This window comes from Salipiger sp. (genome assembly GCF_048261495.1).
Lineage (GTDB): Bacteria > Pseudomonadota > Alphaproteobacteria > Rhodobacterales > Rhodobacteraceae > Salipiger.
Genome location: NZ_JBLXFX010000001.1, coordinates 484,282 through 501,033, shown reverse-complemented (window position 1 = coordinate 501,033; position 16,752 = coordinate 484,282). Strand labels below are relative to the sequence as shown.

Below are 16,752 nucleotides of genomic sequence, written 5' to 3'. Positions count from 1 at the left end.
CATGGCACAGGCAGGATTGCGCAGACGGATCTGGGGCTGGTTCTTCTTCGACTGGGCCAGCCAGCCCTACAACACGCTGCTCATCACCTTCATCTTCGCGCCCTACGTCAAGGAACTGATGGGTGACGGATCGCGCGCGCAGGCCGCCTGGGGCTTCGGCATCGCCGCGGCCGGCGTGGTCATCGCGCTGCTGGCCCCGATCCTCGGCGCCCTCGCCGATACCGGCGGCAACCGCCTGCGCTGGATCCGCGGCTTCTCGCTGCTCTACATCGTCGGCGCGGCAATGCTCTGGTTCGCCGCACCGGACGATTTCCACCTGGTGCGGACGCTGTTCTTCTTCGCCATCGGCCTTATCGGGATGGAATTCGCCACGATCTTCACCAACGCCATGCTCCCCGACCTCGGCCCCGCCCGAGAGATCGGACGCATCTCCGGCAACGGCTGGGCCTTCGGCTATCTCGGCGGAATGATCGCGCTGATCCTGATGCTGGCGCTGTTCGCCGAAAGCGCCGCGACCGGAAAGACCATGGTGGGCATTGCCCCCGTCTTCGGCCTCGACCCCGACCAGCGCGAGGGCACGCGCTTCGTCGGACCGCTGACCGCGATCTGGTACGCGATCTTCATGGTGCCGTTCTTTCTCTGGGTGAAGGACCCCCGCAGCCGCCCCGCCCCGAAGGGCGCCGTGCGGCAGGCCCTGGGCGATCTGCGCAACACCCTGATCCAGCTTCCGAAAAGCCCGTCCCTGTTTGCCTATCTCGGCTCGTCGATGTTCTACCGCGATGCACTGAACGGCATGTATGCCTTCGGCGGCATCTACGCCGCCGGGGTGCTCGGCTGGTCGGTGGTCGATACCGGGATCTTCGGCATCATCGCCATCGTTTCCGGCGCGGTCTTTTCCTGGCTAGGGGGGCGCGCCGACGTGGCCTTCGGACCCAAGCCCGTCATCACCGCCTGCATCCTGATCCTGACCGCCGTCGCCATCGGCATCGTGTCGGTCGACCGCAGCGCCATCTTCGGCATCCCGCTGGCCGAGGGGTCGCGCCTTCCGGACCATGCCTTCTGGATGTTCGGCGCCGTCATCGGCGCGGCGGGCGGCGTGATCCAGTCCGCCTCGCGCACCATGCTCTGCCGCCAGGCCAATCCCGCCCGCATGACCGAGGCGTTCGGCCTCTACGCGCTGTCAGGCAAGGCCACGTCCTTTCTCGCGCCGCTCCTGATCGGCATCGCCACGACGATGAGCGGATCGCAGCGCCTCGGCGTCTCTCCCATCATCGGCCTTTTCGTTCTGGGCCTGTTTCTGCTAGTCTGGGTCCAGCCAGACGGAGACCGAGCAGAATGATCCGCACCCTGATTTGCCTGTCCCTCGCCCTGAGCCTCGCGGCCTGCGGCGGAGAACGGCGCGCCCCCACTCCCGCCCCCGTGGAATTGCCCCGCGTCACCGGCGTCCTGTCCACCAAGAGCGCCAAGCAGCTCTTCGGCGGCAAGAGCAACGGTTCGGACCAGAGCGCGGCGCCCTTCGGCTTCTATTCCAAGGGCTGCCTTGCAGGTGGCGTGCAGCTGCCCGAAACCGGGCCGACCTGGCAGGCAATGCGCCTGTCCCGCAACCGCAACTGGGGTCATCCCGAACTGGTGGATTTCCTCAAGCAACTGTCCCGCAAGGTGGCGGCCCTGCCGGGGACCGACGGCATCTATGTCGGCGACATGAGCCAGCCGCGCGGCGGCCCGATGCTGACCGGCCACGCCAGCCACCAGATCGGGCTGGACGCGGATATCTGGCTGCGCAACGTGCCGGATCTCGGCATGTCCCGCGCCAAGCGAGAGGATTTCCCGCCCGTCTCGATGTGGCGGTCCAAGGGCGCCTACGTGAACAGCGACTGGACGCGCGTCCAGCACGAGATGGTCAAGGCCGCCGCCAAGGATCCGCGGGTCGAGCGGATCTTCATCTTCCCGGGCGCCAAGGTGCAGATGTGCAACGACGAAAAGGGTGACCGCGGCTGGCTGCGCAAGGTGCGGCCCCTGTATGGGCACTACTACCACATGCACGTCCGCCTGTCCTGCCCGAAGGGCGCGCGCGGCTGTGTCGCGCAGACCCCGCCCCCTGCAGGTGATGGCTGTGCCGAGGCGCAGGCCTGGGTCAACAATATCCTGAACCCGCCGCCGCCGAAGCCCCGCGATCCGAACGCGCCCGCGCCGAAACCCAAACGCGACCTGACCATGGGGGACCTTCCGGCACAATGCGCAACCGTTCTCGCCGCGGACTGACCGCCACCCTCGCCCTGGTCCTGACCTTCGGCGGTGCGGCCTGCGCGAGCGAGATCGCTTTCGTCGGCAGCTACACCTGGCGCATGGACGACGCCCGCTTCGGCGGACTCTCGGGGATCGAGCTGTCGCAGGACGGCACGACCTTCACAGCGATCAGCGACCGGGCGGGAATCCTTACGGGCCGGATCCTGCGCGACGGCGGCCGGATCACCGGGGTCGATGCCGGCCCCGTCGCCGAACTGATGGATCTGAACGGCCGCCCGATGCCGCGCGAGATCGCGGATTCCGAAGGGCTGGCCATCGGGGATGACGGCCGCATCTACATCTCCTTCGAAGGCCGCAACCGGGTGTGGGCCTATACCACGCCCGAAACCCCCGTCGCCCTGCCCCGCGCCGCCGCCTTCGCCGGGCTGCAGAACAACGCCGGTCTCGAAGCGCTGGCCATCGACGCGCAGGGCAGGCTCTACACCCTGCCCGAACGCTCCGGCGACCTCACCCGGCCCTTCCCGGTATGGCGCTTCGACGGCACCTCCTGGTCCGAGGTCTTCTCGATCCCGCGTCGCGGCACCTACCTCCCCGTCGGCGCGGATTTCGGCCCGGACGGCAAGCTCTACATCCTGGAAAGGCTGTTCAACGGCTTCAGCTTCCGCAGCCGCGTGCGCCGCTTCACCGTGGACGACAGCAGCGCACGCGACGAGGAAACGCTGCTCGAAACCTATCCCTTCCGGCACGACAACCTCGAAGGGCTCAGCGTCTGGCAGGACGACAGCGGCGCGATCCGCCTCACCATGGTGTCGGACGACAACTTCAACCCGCTGCAACGGACCGAGCTGGTGGAATACGTGGTGCCGGAATCGCTTGCATCGGCGCCGCGTTCCCCGTAAGCGGGCCTCCGTCCGCCAGAAGGGCCGGACCAAGTTCCCGCAACCTTGTCAAAACGGGTCACGCACCATGACACGCACTCATATTCCCGGCATTCTTGCCATGGCCGCCATCGTGCTGGCCTCCAATATCCTCGTCCAGTTCCTGTTCGGCCAATGGCTGACCTGGGGGGCCTTCACCTACCCGCTCGCCTTTCTCGTCACCGACGTGATGAACCGCCTCTACGGCGCCCCGGCGGCCCGCCGCGTGGTCCTCGCCGGCTTCGTCGTCGGGGTGATCTGCTCGCTGATCGGCACGCAGATCATGCTGCAGGGCGACGGCTACACCTATCCCGCCGTCACGCTGCGGATCGCCCTCGGCTCCGGCCTCGCCTTCCTCGTCGCGCAACTCATGGACGTGGCGATCTTCGATCGCCTGCGCGACGGTTCCTGGTGGCGCGCACCGCTGGCCTCGACCCTCGTCGGTTCCTCGCTCGACACCGCGATCTTCTTCACCGTGGCCTTCTCCGGGGCCCTGACGGTGCTCGAACCGGGCAACAACGTCACCTGGGCGGGCGAGGTCCTGCCCCTGCTCGGCGCCGGTCCGCTGGTCCCGCTCTGGGTCTCGCTGGGCGTCGCCGACTGGCTGGTGAAACTGTCGCTCGCCATCATCGCCCTGGTGCCTTTCCGATTGATCGTTTTGAAGGCACTTTCCGCCCGCGCACCCGCCTGATCCGCAAAAAATGTTTTGAGAATACGCAAACCCGTGCCACCCTGAACTTGCGTTTTTCAACAGCTGAAAGGAGGTGATCCAGTGTCTAGAGTCACATTGGAGAGAGGTGTCGGAACAGTTCGGAGGCGCAAACGCTAGGGCAATCCCTGGCGTGAAGGACCTACGAATTGGCTCTGCCTAACCGGCACGCCTCCTTGACGTCTCGAATGGGTCGCCCCACAGGCAGGGCGACCCATTTCCGTTTCAGAAAAGCCTTGCAAGACCCCCCATGCTTCAGATCAACGACCACATCCGCATCGAAGACTGGGAGATCACCGAACAGTTCATCCGGTCTTCGGGACCGGGCGGACAGAACGTCAACAAGGTCTCGACCGCGGTCGAACTCCGGTTCGAGGCCGAGCGCTCCCCCAACCTCCCGCCGCCGGTCAAGATGCGCCTGCGCAAACTCGCCGGACGCCGCTGGACCAAGGAAGGCGCGCTGATCCTCCAGGTCGACGAAACCCGCTCCCAGGCCCGCAACCGCGACATCGCCCGCGACCGGCTCGTCGAACTGATCCGCAAGGCGCTGGAAAAGCCCAAGCGCCGCATCGCCACCAAACCCACCCTCGGGTCGAAGCGCCGCCGCCTCGCCTCCAAGAAACAACGCGGCGAGGTCAAATCGCTCCGCGGCGCCGTCGACCCCGACAGCTGACCCCACTTCTTCGGTTCGGAAAATATCCCGGGGTGAATCGAGGCCGCAGGCCTCGAGAGGGGCAGAGCCCCTTGCCGGAGCGTCCGGCCGAAGGCAGGGCGCGACAGGACCCGGCGCGGCGCCAGCCGCACCGCAGGATCAGAACCGTTCCAGAAGCCGTTCGAGATATTCCAGTTCCTCGGTGGGGCGCTCGCCGTCCCCGGACCGGCGCCGGATCTCGTCCAGCAACTCGCGCGCCCGCCGGTAGACGTCCTCGCCCTGAAGCAGGTTCTCCTCTGACCCGACCTGGCCGTTCGCCCCGGCATTGCGTCCCAGCGGGTCGCGCTGCTGGCCGGGATCGGTGCCCTGCGCCATGCCCTGCTGACCCTGGTTCTGCTGACCCTGCTGCGCCATCGCCTCGCCGAGGTTCCGCATCCCCTCGCGCAACGCTTCCATGGCGCGGGACTGTTCGTCGATCGCCTCGGCCAGATCGTCCTGCCGCAGCGCGTCCTCGGCCCCGTCCATCGCCTCTTCCGCCCGCCGCAGCGCATCGCGCGCCGCCTCTCCCGGCTCGGTTCCGGCACCCGGCAGATTGCGCTGCTGCCGGTTCAGTTCGTCGCGAAGCGCGCGCTGACGTTCGGCGAGGCTGTCCTCCATGGATTGCTGACCGCCCTGACCCTGTTCGGCCTGCCGGTCTCCGCCCTGGCCCATGCCCTGCTGTTGCCCCTGGCCGTCGCGGCCCTGCCGGCCGTCGCGCCCCTGGCCCTGCTGACCCTGCTGGTTCTGCCCCTGCTGCTGGCCCTGCTGGCCTTCCGGCCCCTGCTGACCGGGGTTGAACTGGTCCTGAAGATCCCGGAACGCCTCGTCCGACAGCCCCTGCTGATCGCGCAGCGTCTCGGCCAACCCTTCCATCGCCTGTTCGCCGGGGGACTGGCCCTGCTGGCCCTGTCCCTGCGTGACCTGCATGTTCTCCATCATCTGGCGCAGCTGCTCCAGCGCCTCCTGCGCCTCGGCCATCCGGCCCTGCTCCATCAGCTCCTGGATGCGGTCCATCATGCGCTGCAGGTCGTTCTGGCTCATCTCCACCGAATTCTGGTTCTGCGCCATTTCCGGATTCTGCGCGCCCTCCTGCTGGGCCTGCCGCGAGAGTTGCCGCAGGTAGTCGTCGGTCGCCTCGCGCATCTCCTGCATGAGCTCGGCGATCTCCGCTTCGGAGGCCCCGTTCTTCATCGCCTCGGACAGGCGGTCCTGCGCCCGTTGCAGGCGCTCCAGCGCCGAGGCAAGGTCGCCCTCCTCGAGGATCAGCGCCAGATCCCACATCGCCTTCGCGATTTCGTCCTGCTGGGCAAAGGTCATCTCGGGGCCGAAGCTTTCCATCCGCGTCAGGATGGTGCGGAAGCGCAGGTAATGCACGGCCGAGCGGAACACGTCATCCGGACGGTGCCGCACCGCCCTCAGGATCTGGCCGACCTGCTTCGTGTTCGCGCGGCTCCAGAGCAGCGCGCGGCGCTGTTCCACGATGGCTGCCGCCAGCGGATCGAAGAATCGCCGTCCCGGAAGGTGAATCACCTCGGCATCCGAAACCCCGGTCTGACCGGCCTCGTCCTCGACCGTCAGCACCACCGAAACCGGCAGGTTGGCCCAGGGATGCTCCGAGAAATTCTCGATCAGCGTTTCCTCGAAATCGGCCCGGTCACCGGCGATCGGCATGGGCAGCGGCACCTCGATCGCATCGCGCTGTTCGGGATCGACGGTCAGCCCGTAGCGCCGCTCCACCTCGTCGAGCGCGAGGGTGATCCTCGCCGTCCCGGCGACCACGCCGTAATCGTCGGCGGCCTTGAAGGGGATCTGCGCATCGCCTTCGTAGGTCGACTCCACCTCGCCCGACCGCACCACGTTCGGCGCCGCGTCCGGGGTCATGACCACGGACCATGCCCGCCCGCCCGTGCCCTCGATCGTCACGGTCCCGGAGCGGGTCACGACGAAATCGCGGGCACTCTCCACCGGGGCCTCGGGATCGGCGGCCGGTGCGTCGGACACGCTCTCGGTCACGGTCAGCGCATTGACGTCGCCGTAGAGGCGCAGCGTGATCCGCCCGCCTTCGGGCACCGCAAGGGTCGCGGCGGTGATGTCGTTGAGATAGACCGAGGGCAGCCGGGTGTAGGCGGGCGGTTCCATCCACCCCTCCCAGGCCGGCCCCGAGGCCAGTGCCGCGCCCACGGGGCTCATGCCCGTGACCGAGGACACCCGCAGGATCGAGCCGAAGATCAGCGCCACGAGCAGCGCGACGACCGCAATGTAACGCAGGGCGTAGGGGTCCGCCCGCGACACGCGCAGATCCGGCTCCACGGCCTTCGCACCGGCCAGCCGCGCCTTCATCCGCGCCTGGTGCGCCTGCCAGACCGCCAGCGAACCGGCATCCGTTCCGCCGATGGCCTGCGTGTCGAGAGAGGCCTGGATCGGATGACCGCGCAGCGTCGCGTCAAGCCGCGTCAGCGCCTGTGCACGGGTCGGCCAGCGCATCATCCGCACACCGCGCCACAGGCCCCAGCCCATTGCCGCGACGGCGATCACGCCGCTCGCCCAGACCCATTCCACCGAAACCATGTCCTGTACGCCCAGCATCAGCAGCGCCAGAACGAGGAAAAAGACCGACCACAAGGGCCAGAACGCCTGCGTCAGCCTCTCTGCCGCCATGCCCAGTCGGGTCAGGGCCAGCGGCAGCTTCACGGGCTTCAGGATGTCCGGGGGTAGGTTCCCCTTCGGGGCCATGCATCTCTCCTGCGGTCCGTCGGCCGCAGGAGGGATGCCCTACAGCCACTCGGGAATGCTATCGCGGTTTATGATCTCGTCAAAGCTCGGTCTCCTGCGAATGACGGCGAATTGATCATCTTTCACCAGCACCTCGGGTACGAGTGCCCGGGTATTGTACTCCGAAGACATGACCGCACCGTAAGCGCCGGCCGAGCGGAACGCCACGAGATCGCCCTCGCCCACCGGCGGCATCATCCGCGCCTTCGCGAAGGTATCGCCGGATTCACAGACCGGGCCGACGATGTCATAGGCCGCCTGCTCGGCTCCCGGCGCGGCCTCGGTCACCGGGACGATGTCGTGATGGGCATCGTACATGGCGGGCCGGATCAGATCGTTCATCGCGGCATCGAGGATCAGGAAATCCCGCCCCTCGCCCTGCTTGAGATAGATCACCCGGGACACGAGGATCCCCGCATTCCCGGCAATCAGGCGCCCCGGCTCGATCTCGATCTCGCAGCCGAGATCGCCCAGTTCCTCGCGGATCATCTGACCGTATTCCACCGGCAGCGGCGGCGCTTCGTTGCTGCGGGTATAGGGAATGCCCAGCCCGCCGCCCAGGTCGAGCCGGGAAATCCCGTGTCCGTCCGCCCGCAGCGCGGCGGTCAGCGCGGCGACCTTGCGATAGGCCTGCCGGAAGGGTTCCAGATCGGTCAGTTGGGAGCCGATGTGCACGTCGATCCCGATCACCTTCAATCCCGGAAGCGCCGCGGCCTCGGCATAGACCTCGCGCGCGCGGGCGATGGGAATGCCGAACTTGTTCTCGCTCTTGCCGGTGGCGATCTTGGCATGGGTCTTTGCATCCACGTCCGGATTGACCCGCACCGTCACCGGAGCGACCACGCCCAGCGCCGACGCCACCTCGGAGATTGCCCGCATCTCGGGCTCGCTCTCGATGTTGAACTGGCGGATACCGCCCTCCAGCGCGGTGCGGATCTCCTCCCGCGTCTTGCCGACGCCGGAGAAGACGATGCGCTCGCCCGGAACGCCCGCGGCGCGGGCGCGGGCGTATTCCCCGCCCGACACCACGTCCATGCCGGCGCCGGCCTCGGCCAGGGTCTTGAGGATCGCCTGGTTCGACGCCGCCTTCATCGCGTAGCAGACCAGGTGCGGCCCCCAGGACAGCGCCTCGTCGAACAGCCGGAAATGGCGCATCAGGGTTGCCGTGGAATAGCAGTAGAACGGAGTTCCGACCGTGGCCGCGATCTCCCGAACCGACACGTCCTCGGCATACAGGGCCCCGTCGCGATAAAGAAAATGATCCATTCCAGCCCCGCAAGATTGACCGCGCCGCCATAGCGCAGAGCGCCGCGACGCACCAGTCCCCGCTGCCGTCCCGTCGGACATTCATTATGGAAATGCCGGCCACCCGCCCGACCTGCGAATGCTGCGTCACGCCGGCCGGGGGGCGCCGAGCCGGAGGCCGGAAGGCCGCAGGCGAGAGACCAGGCGCGCCTGAAAGGCGCTCCGCCGGATCAGCCCCGGACGCCGATCTCCGCGGAGCCGGAAATGTCGATGCTGATTGCGCCGGTCCTTGCGCGGGGCTCGGGCCGGACCGGCTCGCCATCCGCGCCGCAACCGCCGAGCAGCGCCAGCCCGAATACCGCGAGAAGCGCCCTCACAGCCGGATCCCCAGCGACACCGGCCCCTGCCGCACCGACACGCCGGTGGAGGTCCGCACGCCGTTCGGCCCGACCACGATGCTGGTGTTCAACTGCGGTTTCAGCGGCGGCGCGCCCTCTTCGGCGCTTCCGCAAGCGGTCAGAAGGGCAACGGCCCCGATCATCGCGATCCGTGTCATGCCAGAACCTCTCTCCAGCGGGCCACCTGCTCGCGCACGCGAACCGGGGCGGTGCCGCCGTAGCTCAGGCGGCTCGCGACGGAATTATGCACGCCCAGAACGTCAAAGATACCCTCGCTGATGGCATCGTGAACGGATTGCATATCGGCCAGGGACAGCTCCGGCAGATCGCAGCCCTTGCTCTCTGCCATGGCCACCAGCGCGCCGGTGACGTGGTGCGCGTCGCGGAACGGCAGGCCGGTTTCGCGGACCAGCCAGTCGGCAAGATCCGTCGCCGTCGAGAAGCCCGAGGCCGCCGCCGCCTCCAGCGCGGGAACGTTCGCGGTCATGTCCCGCACCATCCCCTCCATCGCGGCCAGCGCCAGCATCAGGTTGTCCGCAGCGTCGAAGACCTGTTCCTTGTCTTCCTGCATGTCCTTGGAATAGGCCAGCGGCAGACCCTTCATCACCAGCGTCAGCGCCACGTTCGCCCCGAAGATCCGCCCGATCTTGGCGCGAATCAGTTCCGCCGCATCGGGGTTCTTCTTTTGCGGCATGATCGACGACCCGGTCGAGAACCGGTCCGACAGCGCCACGAACCGGAACTGCGCAGAGGACCAGATCACCAGCTCTTCGGCCAGGCGCGACAGGTGCACGGCGCAGATCGACGCGACCGACAGGAATTCCAGCGCGAAATCCCGGTCCGACACCGCGTCGAGCGAATTGGCGGCCGGACGGTCGAAGCCCAGCGCCCCGGCCGTCATGTGCCGGTCGATGGGAAAGCCGGTGCCCGCCAGTGCCGCCGCGCCCAGGGGACATTCGTTCATCCGCGCCCGCGCGTCGCGGCAGCGCGACAGGTCGCGGCCGAACATCTCGACATAGGCCATCATGTGATGGCCCCAGGTCACCGGCTGCGCGGTCTGGAGATGGGTGAAGCCCGGCATCACCCAATCCGCCCCGGCCTCGGCCTGTCCGACCAGCGCGCGCATCAGCGCCAGGAGCCCCTGTTCGAAGGCGTCGAACTGATCCCGGACCCAGAGTTTGAAATCCGTCGCCACCTGGTCGTTGCGCGACCGGGCGGTGTGCAGGCGCCCCGCCGGATCGCCGATCAGCTGCTTCAGCCGCGCCTCCACGTTCATGTGGATGTCCTCCAGCGCGGTCGAGAAGACGAACTTGCCCTCCTCGATCTCTGACAACACCGTGAGCAGACCTTCCCGGATGGTCTCGACATCGCTACTGTCCACGATGCCCGTGGCGGCCAGCATGGCGGCATGGGCTCTCGATCCGGCGATATCCTGCGCCGCGAGCCGCTTGTCGAACCCGATGGAGGCGTTGATCGCTTCCATGATCGCATCCGGCCCCGCAGCAAAGCGTCCGCCCCACATCTGGTTCGAGGTCTTGTCGGTCATGGGAAGCCTTTCCGGAGGGAATATGAAGAAAATCGCGCTTGCGCTCCTGTATACCGCGTCTCTGGCGCTTGCAAATCCGGGGTTTGCCGATGTCGCCGCCGCCAAGGGCGTCCAGTCGGGCGACATGCGCAAGCTGACCTTTCACCCCGAGGCACAGGCCGCGGGCCGGTCGGAGTTCGTCACTTTCGACGATGCGCCGCTCTCGCTCTCGGACTGGTCGGGAAAATGGGTGCTGGTCAACTTCTGGGCCACATGGTGTGCGCCCTGCAAGAAGGAGATGCCGACGCTGGCCGCGCTTCAACGCGACATGGGCGGCGACACCTTCGAGGTCGTGACCATCGCCACCGGGCGCAACCCGCCTCCGGCAATGCAGACCTTCTTTGACGAAAAGGGTATCGACAACCTTCCCCTGCATCGCGACCCGCGCTCGGCCCTCGCGCGCGAGATGGGCATTCTCGCCCTGCCGGTGACGGTCATTCTCGATCCCGAAGGGCGCGAAGTCGCCCGTCTGCTGGGCGAGGCCGACTGGCATTCCGACGACGCCCGCGCGCTGCTGTCGGCGCTGACCGGCGCGGGGGGCTGACACGACAAGGGGCGGAATGGTTCCGCCCCGTCCGCATCCTTGCCCGCCGAAACTGTCAGCGGACCGCCATCATGATCCGCTTTGACCGGGTCTGCCGGCCGCTCTGGTGATCGCGCCGCCAGGACTTGCGCGCCGCCCCGATCTTGTCGAGCTCGATCCCGCCCGTTGCCACCAGACCGTCGAGGCCCCATTCCTTCCAGGCCACGCCGAGGGCGGTCTCCCGCGACACCCGCTTGCGGGATTCGCGGAACCCGTCGGGATGCACGATCACGTAATCGCACACCCCGACTGTCCTCGCACAGCGATGAGGCTCATAGCGCGTCAGGCCGCCATCCACGGAGAGGCTGCGAACAACCTCTCCCCGGTCGTTGGTGTAGTAGCTGCCGACGAATACAGCCCTTTGGCCACGTCCCTCATACGTATCGAACCGAAACAGACCGCCGGCTTGCCCCCGTGCCACGTGGCTCGTCACGGCGCCTCGCTCGTCTTCCATCACCATCAGCGACCCCGGCGCCATGCGCGCGGTCTGCCAGCTGATGTCGGCCGAAGCCTGCGAGGAGAAAAGGGCGGCCAGAACGGCAAGGACAAGGGCTCGCATGGACGATCTCTCTGGTTCATGGGCCCCCACCCATGCTTCGAATTTGACGAAATTCTGTCAGAGATCAAGACTTTGCCGCAATCCCGCCGCAATATCGGGGATCGTTGGAACAATGGCGGGCGGGCTGCGGAACCGTTTCGGATTTGCACGGGAATCGCGCCACATTCAGGCCGCATTCCTTGCCGAATCGCCGCGGAACGTGGCGCACCGCCGACCTGATACAACGCAAGACGGGCCATCGCCGTCCTGGCAATGGCCCGTCCTGGATGGTCGGGTCGCGCAGTCTTCGCGATCAGATCAGGAAATCGTTCGCAGTCAGATCCATCATGCCCAGCAGCAGGATCTCGAAATCCGCGACGCCGTCGCCATCGACATCGGCCTGCACGATGGTGTGGCCGTTCTCGTGGCGATAGCCCAGCTCTCCCGCGGTGCCGGACAGCGGGTCATCCCCGATGAATGTGAACCGCTGCTTGCCCGAGGTCGTGGTGTCCGCATCGAAGCGCGAAATCTCGATCCGGTCCTCGCCGGCCACGAAATCGGTGATGACATCGCGATGCCCGGCACCGACGCCGGATTCCGCGATGTTGAAGTAGATATAGCGGTCCCGCCGGTCGGCATCGTCACCGCCGGTCATCGTATCCGCGCCGAGCCCGCCGTAGAAGGCATCCGCGCCCCCTTCGCCGAAAAGGCGATCGTTGCCGCCACGGCCGTAGAGCCGGTCCGACAGGCCGCCCGCGTAAAAGGTATTGGCCGAGGAATCGCCGCGAAGCTGGTCGACGGTGTTGCCGGTCTGATAGATCTCGATGCTGTCGTAGGTGTCTCCCACCGCGTCGCCGTACATGAACTGGCTGTTCTGAAGGTCCACGCGCACGGAGCGGGTCGAACTCACGTAGCTGGCCGTATCGATGCCCTCGCCGCCGACGAGGTGATCCGCCCCGCCGCCGCCGATCAGGGAATCGTTGCCGGGGCCACCCATCAGCGTGTCATTGCCCGCCCCGCCGAAGATCCGGTCATCGAAGAGCGTACCATAAAGCGAATCGTTCCCGAGCCCGCCGAGCGTGTCGTAGAAATCCGCGATCGGCGCGGCCCCGAGCACGGTGCCTTCGACCGCGACCGTTCCGAGATTGGCCGACGCGCCCGTCACCGGGTTGACCGCGTAGACGGCGCCCACCGAGTAGGCCAGCAGGCGCGCGCCGTTGAGGCTGAGACCATAGACCGGGGAATCGTGATGCTCGACGCTGCGCACGACGGTATCCGTGGTCAGGTTGACCGTGAGCAGCGTGCCGTCGCTCGTCGACATGTAGAGCGTGTTGCCGGTGACGACGATATCACCCTCCGAGCCGTTGCCGACCCCGAGATTGATGTACCGGGAAACGGCGAGCGTGGTGCCGTTCAGCACTTCGATCCTCTGCTCGTCGTCGAAGCTCACGTAGAGGTTGCCCTGCGCGTCCACCCCGAGCCCGTTGGCAAAGCGCCCGGTGTAGTCGACCACCTTCTCGATGATCAGCCCCGGCAGCGCGCCGACCCGGTAGAGCCCGTTGAAGGACAGCACGTAGATCGTGCCGTCCGGGGCGACGGTGATGTCGGTTGCCTGTTCCGGAAGACCGTTCAGGATCTCGGTGGTCGCTCCCGTTCCGTCTATGACCGAGTAGATCCTGCTTTGCGTGACGACGACTGAATCCATACCTGATGCCTCCGGATTTTTCGCGCCGAATGTGAGGGGCCGCGACCTGCCGAGTCAACTGCCCCGCCGGTGCCCGGCCCCGGCCTGTTGCGCAAAGGCGGCGCGCGTCGGGCAGGCGGGATGCGCCCGTCATGCCGCTGTTTTTCAACAATTTTCGGTTGACATTACCTATATTCCGGCGGGGCAATGCGGAGCCGTTTCGCGGTACTGTTTCCGCACCGGCCACAGCCCGGAGCGGGCCCCGCAGCGAAATCTCTTTCCTGCGCAGAGAGTTAAGCGGATATTGCCCTCCGACCCCGCGCGCGCACCCGTCCCCTGCCCCGGATCACGCAGTTGTGGTCGGCCAGGTGCGCCGGGGGGGCGGTCCGCCGGACACCGTTTCCGGATCGGAAAAGGACTGTTTTCCGGGCCCCGACCCTCAGCGGCAATAGGAGCCGGAGCGGTAGCGCGCGGTATCGAAGTGGAAATGATCGCGGTGAAAGGCGTTGGCGTTGGGTCCGAGAACCGTTCCGAAGGGTCCGCAGGCGGACTTGTGCGCCTGCCGCAGGATCCGCCCTTCGGCGCCGCCGCCCCAGTCGCCCAGAACGCTGAGTTCGTCACCGTTCCTAAGCCGGATCGCGGCAATGTCGATGGCGCGGCCCTTGCCGTGTTCGCTGATCTTCTCGCCCCGCTGGTTGTTGCGGGACCGGCAGGCGTAATGCGCCGCGACCCGCAATGCGGCGACCCCGCCGCCATAGCTGCCGACCGAGGGTTTCAGCCCCTTCTCGACCCAGCGCTTCAGCGCCTTCGCCGTGCCGCAGTCCATCACCGCCGTCTGGCTGAGCGTCACCCCGGAGACCGAGCGCAGCTTGACCGCGTCCTGAACCCCGCAGCCCGATACCGCGCCGGGCACGTAGCCGACCGCCTCGCCCTGAAGCGAGATGTCGCCGCAGACCGCGCCGCGCGCCCGTTCACGGCGCTTGGCCATCACCCGCTCGACCATCGCGGCGGGGCGGACCTCCGGGCGCAGAACCTGCGCCACCGCCAGCGGAGAGCGCGCGGCAAAGGCCTGCGACCGCGCGATGGCCACGGCGGCATCCTCGGGCACGAACCCCGGAATGCCCGCCGCCCGCAATTCGTAGGCAAGGCGCTCGTTCAGGGTCCTTTCCAGCGCGGCGGGGCGCTGCACCGGCCGAAAGCCCGCCAGCCCGTCCGGCGCGGCCGGGTCCGGCAGCGCGGCATCGACGGTAGCGGCGATGGGGGTCGCGGAGCCGGTATCGGTCCGCGAAACGGGCCAGGCCGAACTGTCGGGAGCCTCTGCAAGGGCCGGAAGAGCCGCGACCAGAAGACCCGCCAGTACCACCCTTGCCCGCATCACTTGTCCACCTTGATCCGTCCGAAATCCGGTGCGCTCGTGTCCTGCCCGGCCTGAAGAATGCCCCGGCGGATCTCGCGCGTATGAGTGAAATACTCGAAAAGCGTGTCGCCGTCACCCGTCCGGATCGCCCGTTGCAGGGCAAAGAGCTCTTCGGTGAAGCGTCCGAGGATCTCGAGCGTCGCCTGCTTGTTGGTCAGGAAGACGTCCCGCCACATGGTCGGGTCCGAGGCCGCGATGCGGGTGAAGTCCCGGAACCCGGCGGCCGAGAACTTGATGACTTCCTGGTCCGAAACCCGCGCCAGGTCGTCCGCGACACCGACCATCGTGTAGGCGATGAGGTGGGGAATGTGGCTCACCACCGCGCAGACGAGGTCGTGATGATCGACCTCCATCCGTTCGGTATTGGCCCCGAGCGAGCGCCAGAACGTCTCGAGTGCGGCGGTCGCAGCCTCGTCGGCGTCTCCCGGCACGATAAGGCACCAGCGGTTGTCGAAAAGCTGCGCAAAGCCGGATTCCGGGCCCGAATGCTCGGTGCCCGCCATCGGGTGCGCGGCGACGAAGTGGACGCCCTCGGGCATGAACGGGCCCACGGCCTCCATCACCGAGCGCTTGACCGAGCCGACGTCGGTCACGGTGCAGCCGGGCTTGAGATGCGGGGCGATCGTCTCGGCCACGCGCCCCATCGCGCCCACGGGCACCGCGAGGACCACCAGATCGGCGCCCTGCACGGCCTCTTCGGCCGTCTCGCAGACCTCGTCGCACAGCCCGATGCGCCGCGCCGTCTCGCGGGTTTCCGCGGTGCGGGCATAGCCGGTCACGTGCACTTCCGCGCCTGTCCGTTTCATCGCCCAGTACATGGACGACGCGATCAGCCCGAGGCCGATCAGCGCAACGCGGCGATAGCTCATCGGGCCCCCGCCTTGAACAGGCCGATGCAATGGGCCACCCGGCGGCACGAAGCCTCGTCCCCGACGGTGATGCGCAGCGCGGCGGGCAGTTTGTAGCTGGTGACGCGGCGGATCAGGATACCCTGTCCCTGCAGGTAGGTGTCGCAGGCCGCTGCCTCGTCGGGATCGCCGAACCGGGCGAGGACGAAGTTGGCGGTCGAGGCATCCGAGGGCACGCCGTGTTCTGCCAGCGCCTCGGCCAGCCAGGCGCGCAGACGCGAATTCTCGGCTCGGCACTTTTCGACATAGGCCGTATCGCGCACCGCCGCTTCGGCCGCGGTCAGCGCGATGTTGGACAGGTTGAAGGGCTGGCGGACGCGGTTCAGCACGTCGATGATCGCCTGCGGGCCATAGCCCCAGCCGACCCGGATCCCGCCGAGACCGTAGATCTTCGAGAAGGTGCGCGTCATCAGCACGTTGTCCCGCGCCGCCACCAGCCGCGCGCCGCCGTCGTAGCCTTCGACGAATTCGGCATAGGCGCCGTCGAGCACCAGGATCGCCTGCGGGGGCAGGTTTTCCGCGAGACGCTCGATCTCGGCCATGCCGATCATCGTGCCCGTGGGGTTGTTCGGGTTGGCGATGAAGACGATCCTGGTGCGCTCGTTGCAGGCGGCAAGGATGTTGTCGACGCAGACCACGCGCTCGCGTTCGGGCACCTCGACGGGGGTCGCGCCGACCGCATGGGCCAGGATCCGGTACATGGCAAAGCCGTGCTCGGTATGGATCACCTCGTCGCCGGGGCCGGCATAGGCCTGGGCGATGAACTGCAGCACTTCGTCCGAGCCGACCCCGCAGATGATGCGCGCGGCGTCGAGCCCGTAGACCTCGGCGATGGCGCCGCGCAGGGCCGCGTGATCGGTCGACGGATAGCGGTGCATCTCGTGCATGGAGCGGCGCACGGCATCCTGGGCCGCCTGCGACGGTCCGAACGGATTCTCGTTCGAGCTGAGCTTGATGACATTCGACACGCCGTCCACGGACGACTTGCCGCCGACGTAAAGCGCAATCTCCATGATGCCGCTTTGCGGCTCGATGCCTGCCATGACGTATCCCCCGAA

At 67.3% G+C, this 16,752-nt stretch carries 16 protein-coding genes; 6 read left to right on the top strand and 10 right to left on the bottom strand.

Going from position 1 to position 16,752, the window contains the following annotated elements:
* Position 1 precedes the first annotated feature (1 nt).
* The 5 genes from ACN0RJ_RS02290 to arfB all read left to right on the top strand — a co-directional run bounded on the left by ACN0RJ_RS02290 (position 2) and on the right by arfB (position 4,546).
* Positions 2-1,339 carry an MFS transporter gene (locus tag ACN0RJ_RS02290; RefSeq protein ID WP_417723294.1) on the top strand — a complete coding sequence of 446 codons (1,338 nt, stop codon included), beginning with the start codon at positions 2-4 and terminating at the stop codon, positions 1,337-1,339.
* The gene (mepA, locus tag ACN0RJ_RS02285) at positions 1,336-2,262 is read left to right on the top strand and encodes a penicillin-insensitive murein endopeptidase (RefSeq protein ID WP_417723293.1); all 927 of its coding nucleotides are present in this window, start codon (positions 1,336-1,338) and stop codon (positions 2,260-2,262) included. Before ACN0RJ_RS02290 ends, mepA begins: the two co-directional genes overlap by 4 nt.
* The gene (locus tag ACN0RJ_RS02280) at positions 2,235-3,146 is read left to right on the top strand and encodes an esterase-like activity of phytase family protein (RefSeq protein WP_417723292.1); all 912 of its coding nucleotides are present in this window, start codon (positions 2,235-2,237) and stop codon (positions 3,144-3,146) included. Before mepA ends, ACN0RJ_RS02280 begins: the two co-directional genes overlap by 28 nt.
* A gap of 67 nt (positions 3,147-3,213) precedes the next feature.
* Complete coding sequence (locus ACN0RJ_RS02275) at positions 3,214-3,855, top strand: queuosine precursor transporter (RefSeq protein ID WP_417723291.1); 642 nt, start codon at positions 3,214-3,216, stop codon at positions 3,853-3,855.
* Between the two features lie 268 nt (positions 3,856-4,123).
* A complete protein-coding gene (arfB, locus tag ACN0RJ_RS02270) occupies positions 4,124-4,546 on the top strand; it encodes an alternative ribosome rescue aminoacyl-tRNA hydrolase ArfB (RefSeq protein WP_417718561.1) in 423 nt (140 codons plus the stop codon).
* A gap of 138 nt (positions 4,547-4,684) precedes the next feature.
* Here the strand turns inward: arfB and ACN0RJ_RS02265 are convergent, their stop codons facing one another.
* The 5 genes from ACN0RJ_RS02265 to argH form a co-directional block, all read right to left on the bottom strand.
* Positions 4,685-7,297 (bottom strand): TIGR02302 family protein, encoded by a 2,613-nt coding sequence (locus ACN0RJ_RS02265; RefSeq protein ID WP_417723290.1) that lies wholly within the window; start codon positions 7,295-7,297, stop codon positions 4,685-4,687.
* A gap of 39 nt (positions 7,298-7,336) precedes the next feature.
* Positions 7,337-8,602, bottom strand: coding sequence for a diaminopimelate decarboxylase (gene lysA, locus ACN0RJ_RS02260; RefSeq protein WP_417723289.1), 1,266 nt, complete (start codon positions 8,600-8,602; stop codon positions 7,337-7,339).
* A 209-nt stretch (positions 8,603-8,811) separates the two neighbouring features.
* Complete coding sequence (locus ACN0RJ_RS02255; RefSeq protein WP_417723288.1) at positions 8,812-8,958, bottom strand: argininosuccinate lyase; 147 nt, start codon at positions 8,956-8,958, stop codon at positions 8,812-8,814.
* Positions 8,955-9,137: a hypothetical protein gene (locus ACN0RJ_RS02250; protein ID WP_417718565.1), complete on the bottom strand. Its 183-nt coding sequence runs from the start codon at positions 9,135-9,137 to the stop codon at positions 8,955-8,957. The genes ACN0RJ_RS02255 and ACN0RJ_RS02250 overlap by 4 nt, the downstream gene beginning before the upstream one ends.
* The gene (gene argH, locus ACN0RJ_RS02245; RefSeq protein ID WP_417723287.1) at positions 9,134-10,525 is read right to left on the bottom strand and encodes an argininosuccinate lyase; all 1,392 of its coding nucleotides are present in this window, start codon (positions 10,523-10,525) and stop codon (positions 9,134-9,136) included. The genes ACN0RJ_RS02250 and argH overlap by 4 nt, the downstream gene beginning before the upstream one ends.
* Before the next feature lie 22 nt (positions 10,526-10,547).
* On the opposite strand from argH, the gene ACN0RJ_RS02240 reads away from it, so the two are divergent.
* Positions 10,548-11,108, top strand: a complete 561-nt coding sequence (locus tag ACN0RJ_RS02240; RefSeq protein ID WP_417718567.1) for a TlpA disulfide reductase family protein — start codon at positions 10,548-10,550, stop codon at positions 11,106-11,108.
* Between the two features lie 55 nt (positions 11,109-11,163).
* On the opposite strand, the gene ACN0RJ_RS02235 is transcribed toward ACN0RJ_RS02240, so the two are convergent.
* From ACN0RJ_RS02235 to hisC, 5 genes are all read right to left on the bottom strand, one after another.
* Positions 11,164-11,706, bottom strand: coding sequence for a hypothetical protein (locus ACN0RJ_RS02235; protein ID WP_417718568.1), 543 nt, complete (start codon positions 11,704-11,706; stop codon positions 11,164-11,166).
* Positions 11,707-11,998: 292 nt separating this feature from the next.
* Positions 11,999-13,390 (bottom strand): M10 family metallopeptidase C-terminal domain-containing protein, encoded by a 1,392-nt coding sequence (locus ACN0RJ_RS02230; protein ID WP_417723286.1) that lies wholly within the window; start codon positions 13,388-13,390, stop codon positions 11,999-12,001.
* A gap of 418 nt (positions 13,391-13,808) precedes the next feature.
* Positions 13,809-14,744 (bottom strand): extensin family protein, encoded by a 936-nt coding sequence (locus tag ACN0RJ_RS02225; protein ID WP_417723285.1) that lies wholly within the window; start codon positions 14,742-14,744, stop codon positions 13,809-13,811.
* Positions 14,744-15,655 carry a prephenate/arogenate dehydrogenase family protein gene (locus tag ACN0RJ_RS02220; RefSeq protein ID WP_417718571.1) on the bottom strand — a complete coding sequence of 304 codons (912 nt, stop codon included), beginning with the start codon at positions 15,653-15,655 and terminating at the stop codon, positions 14,744-14,746. The genes ACN0RJ_RS02225 and ACN0RJ_RS02220 overlap by 1 nt, the downstream gene beginning before the upstream one ends.
* On the bottom strand, positions 15,652-16,737 hold the full coding sequence (gene hisC, locus ACN0RJ_RS02215; protein WP_417723284.1) for a histidinol-phosphate transaminase: 1,086 nt from the start codon (positions 16,735-16,737) through the stop codon (positions 15,652-15,654). The genes ACN0RJ_RS02220 and hisC overlap by 4 nt, the downstream gene beginning before the upstream one ends.
* Positions 16,738-16,752: the final 15 nt, after the last annotated feature.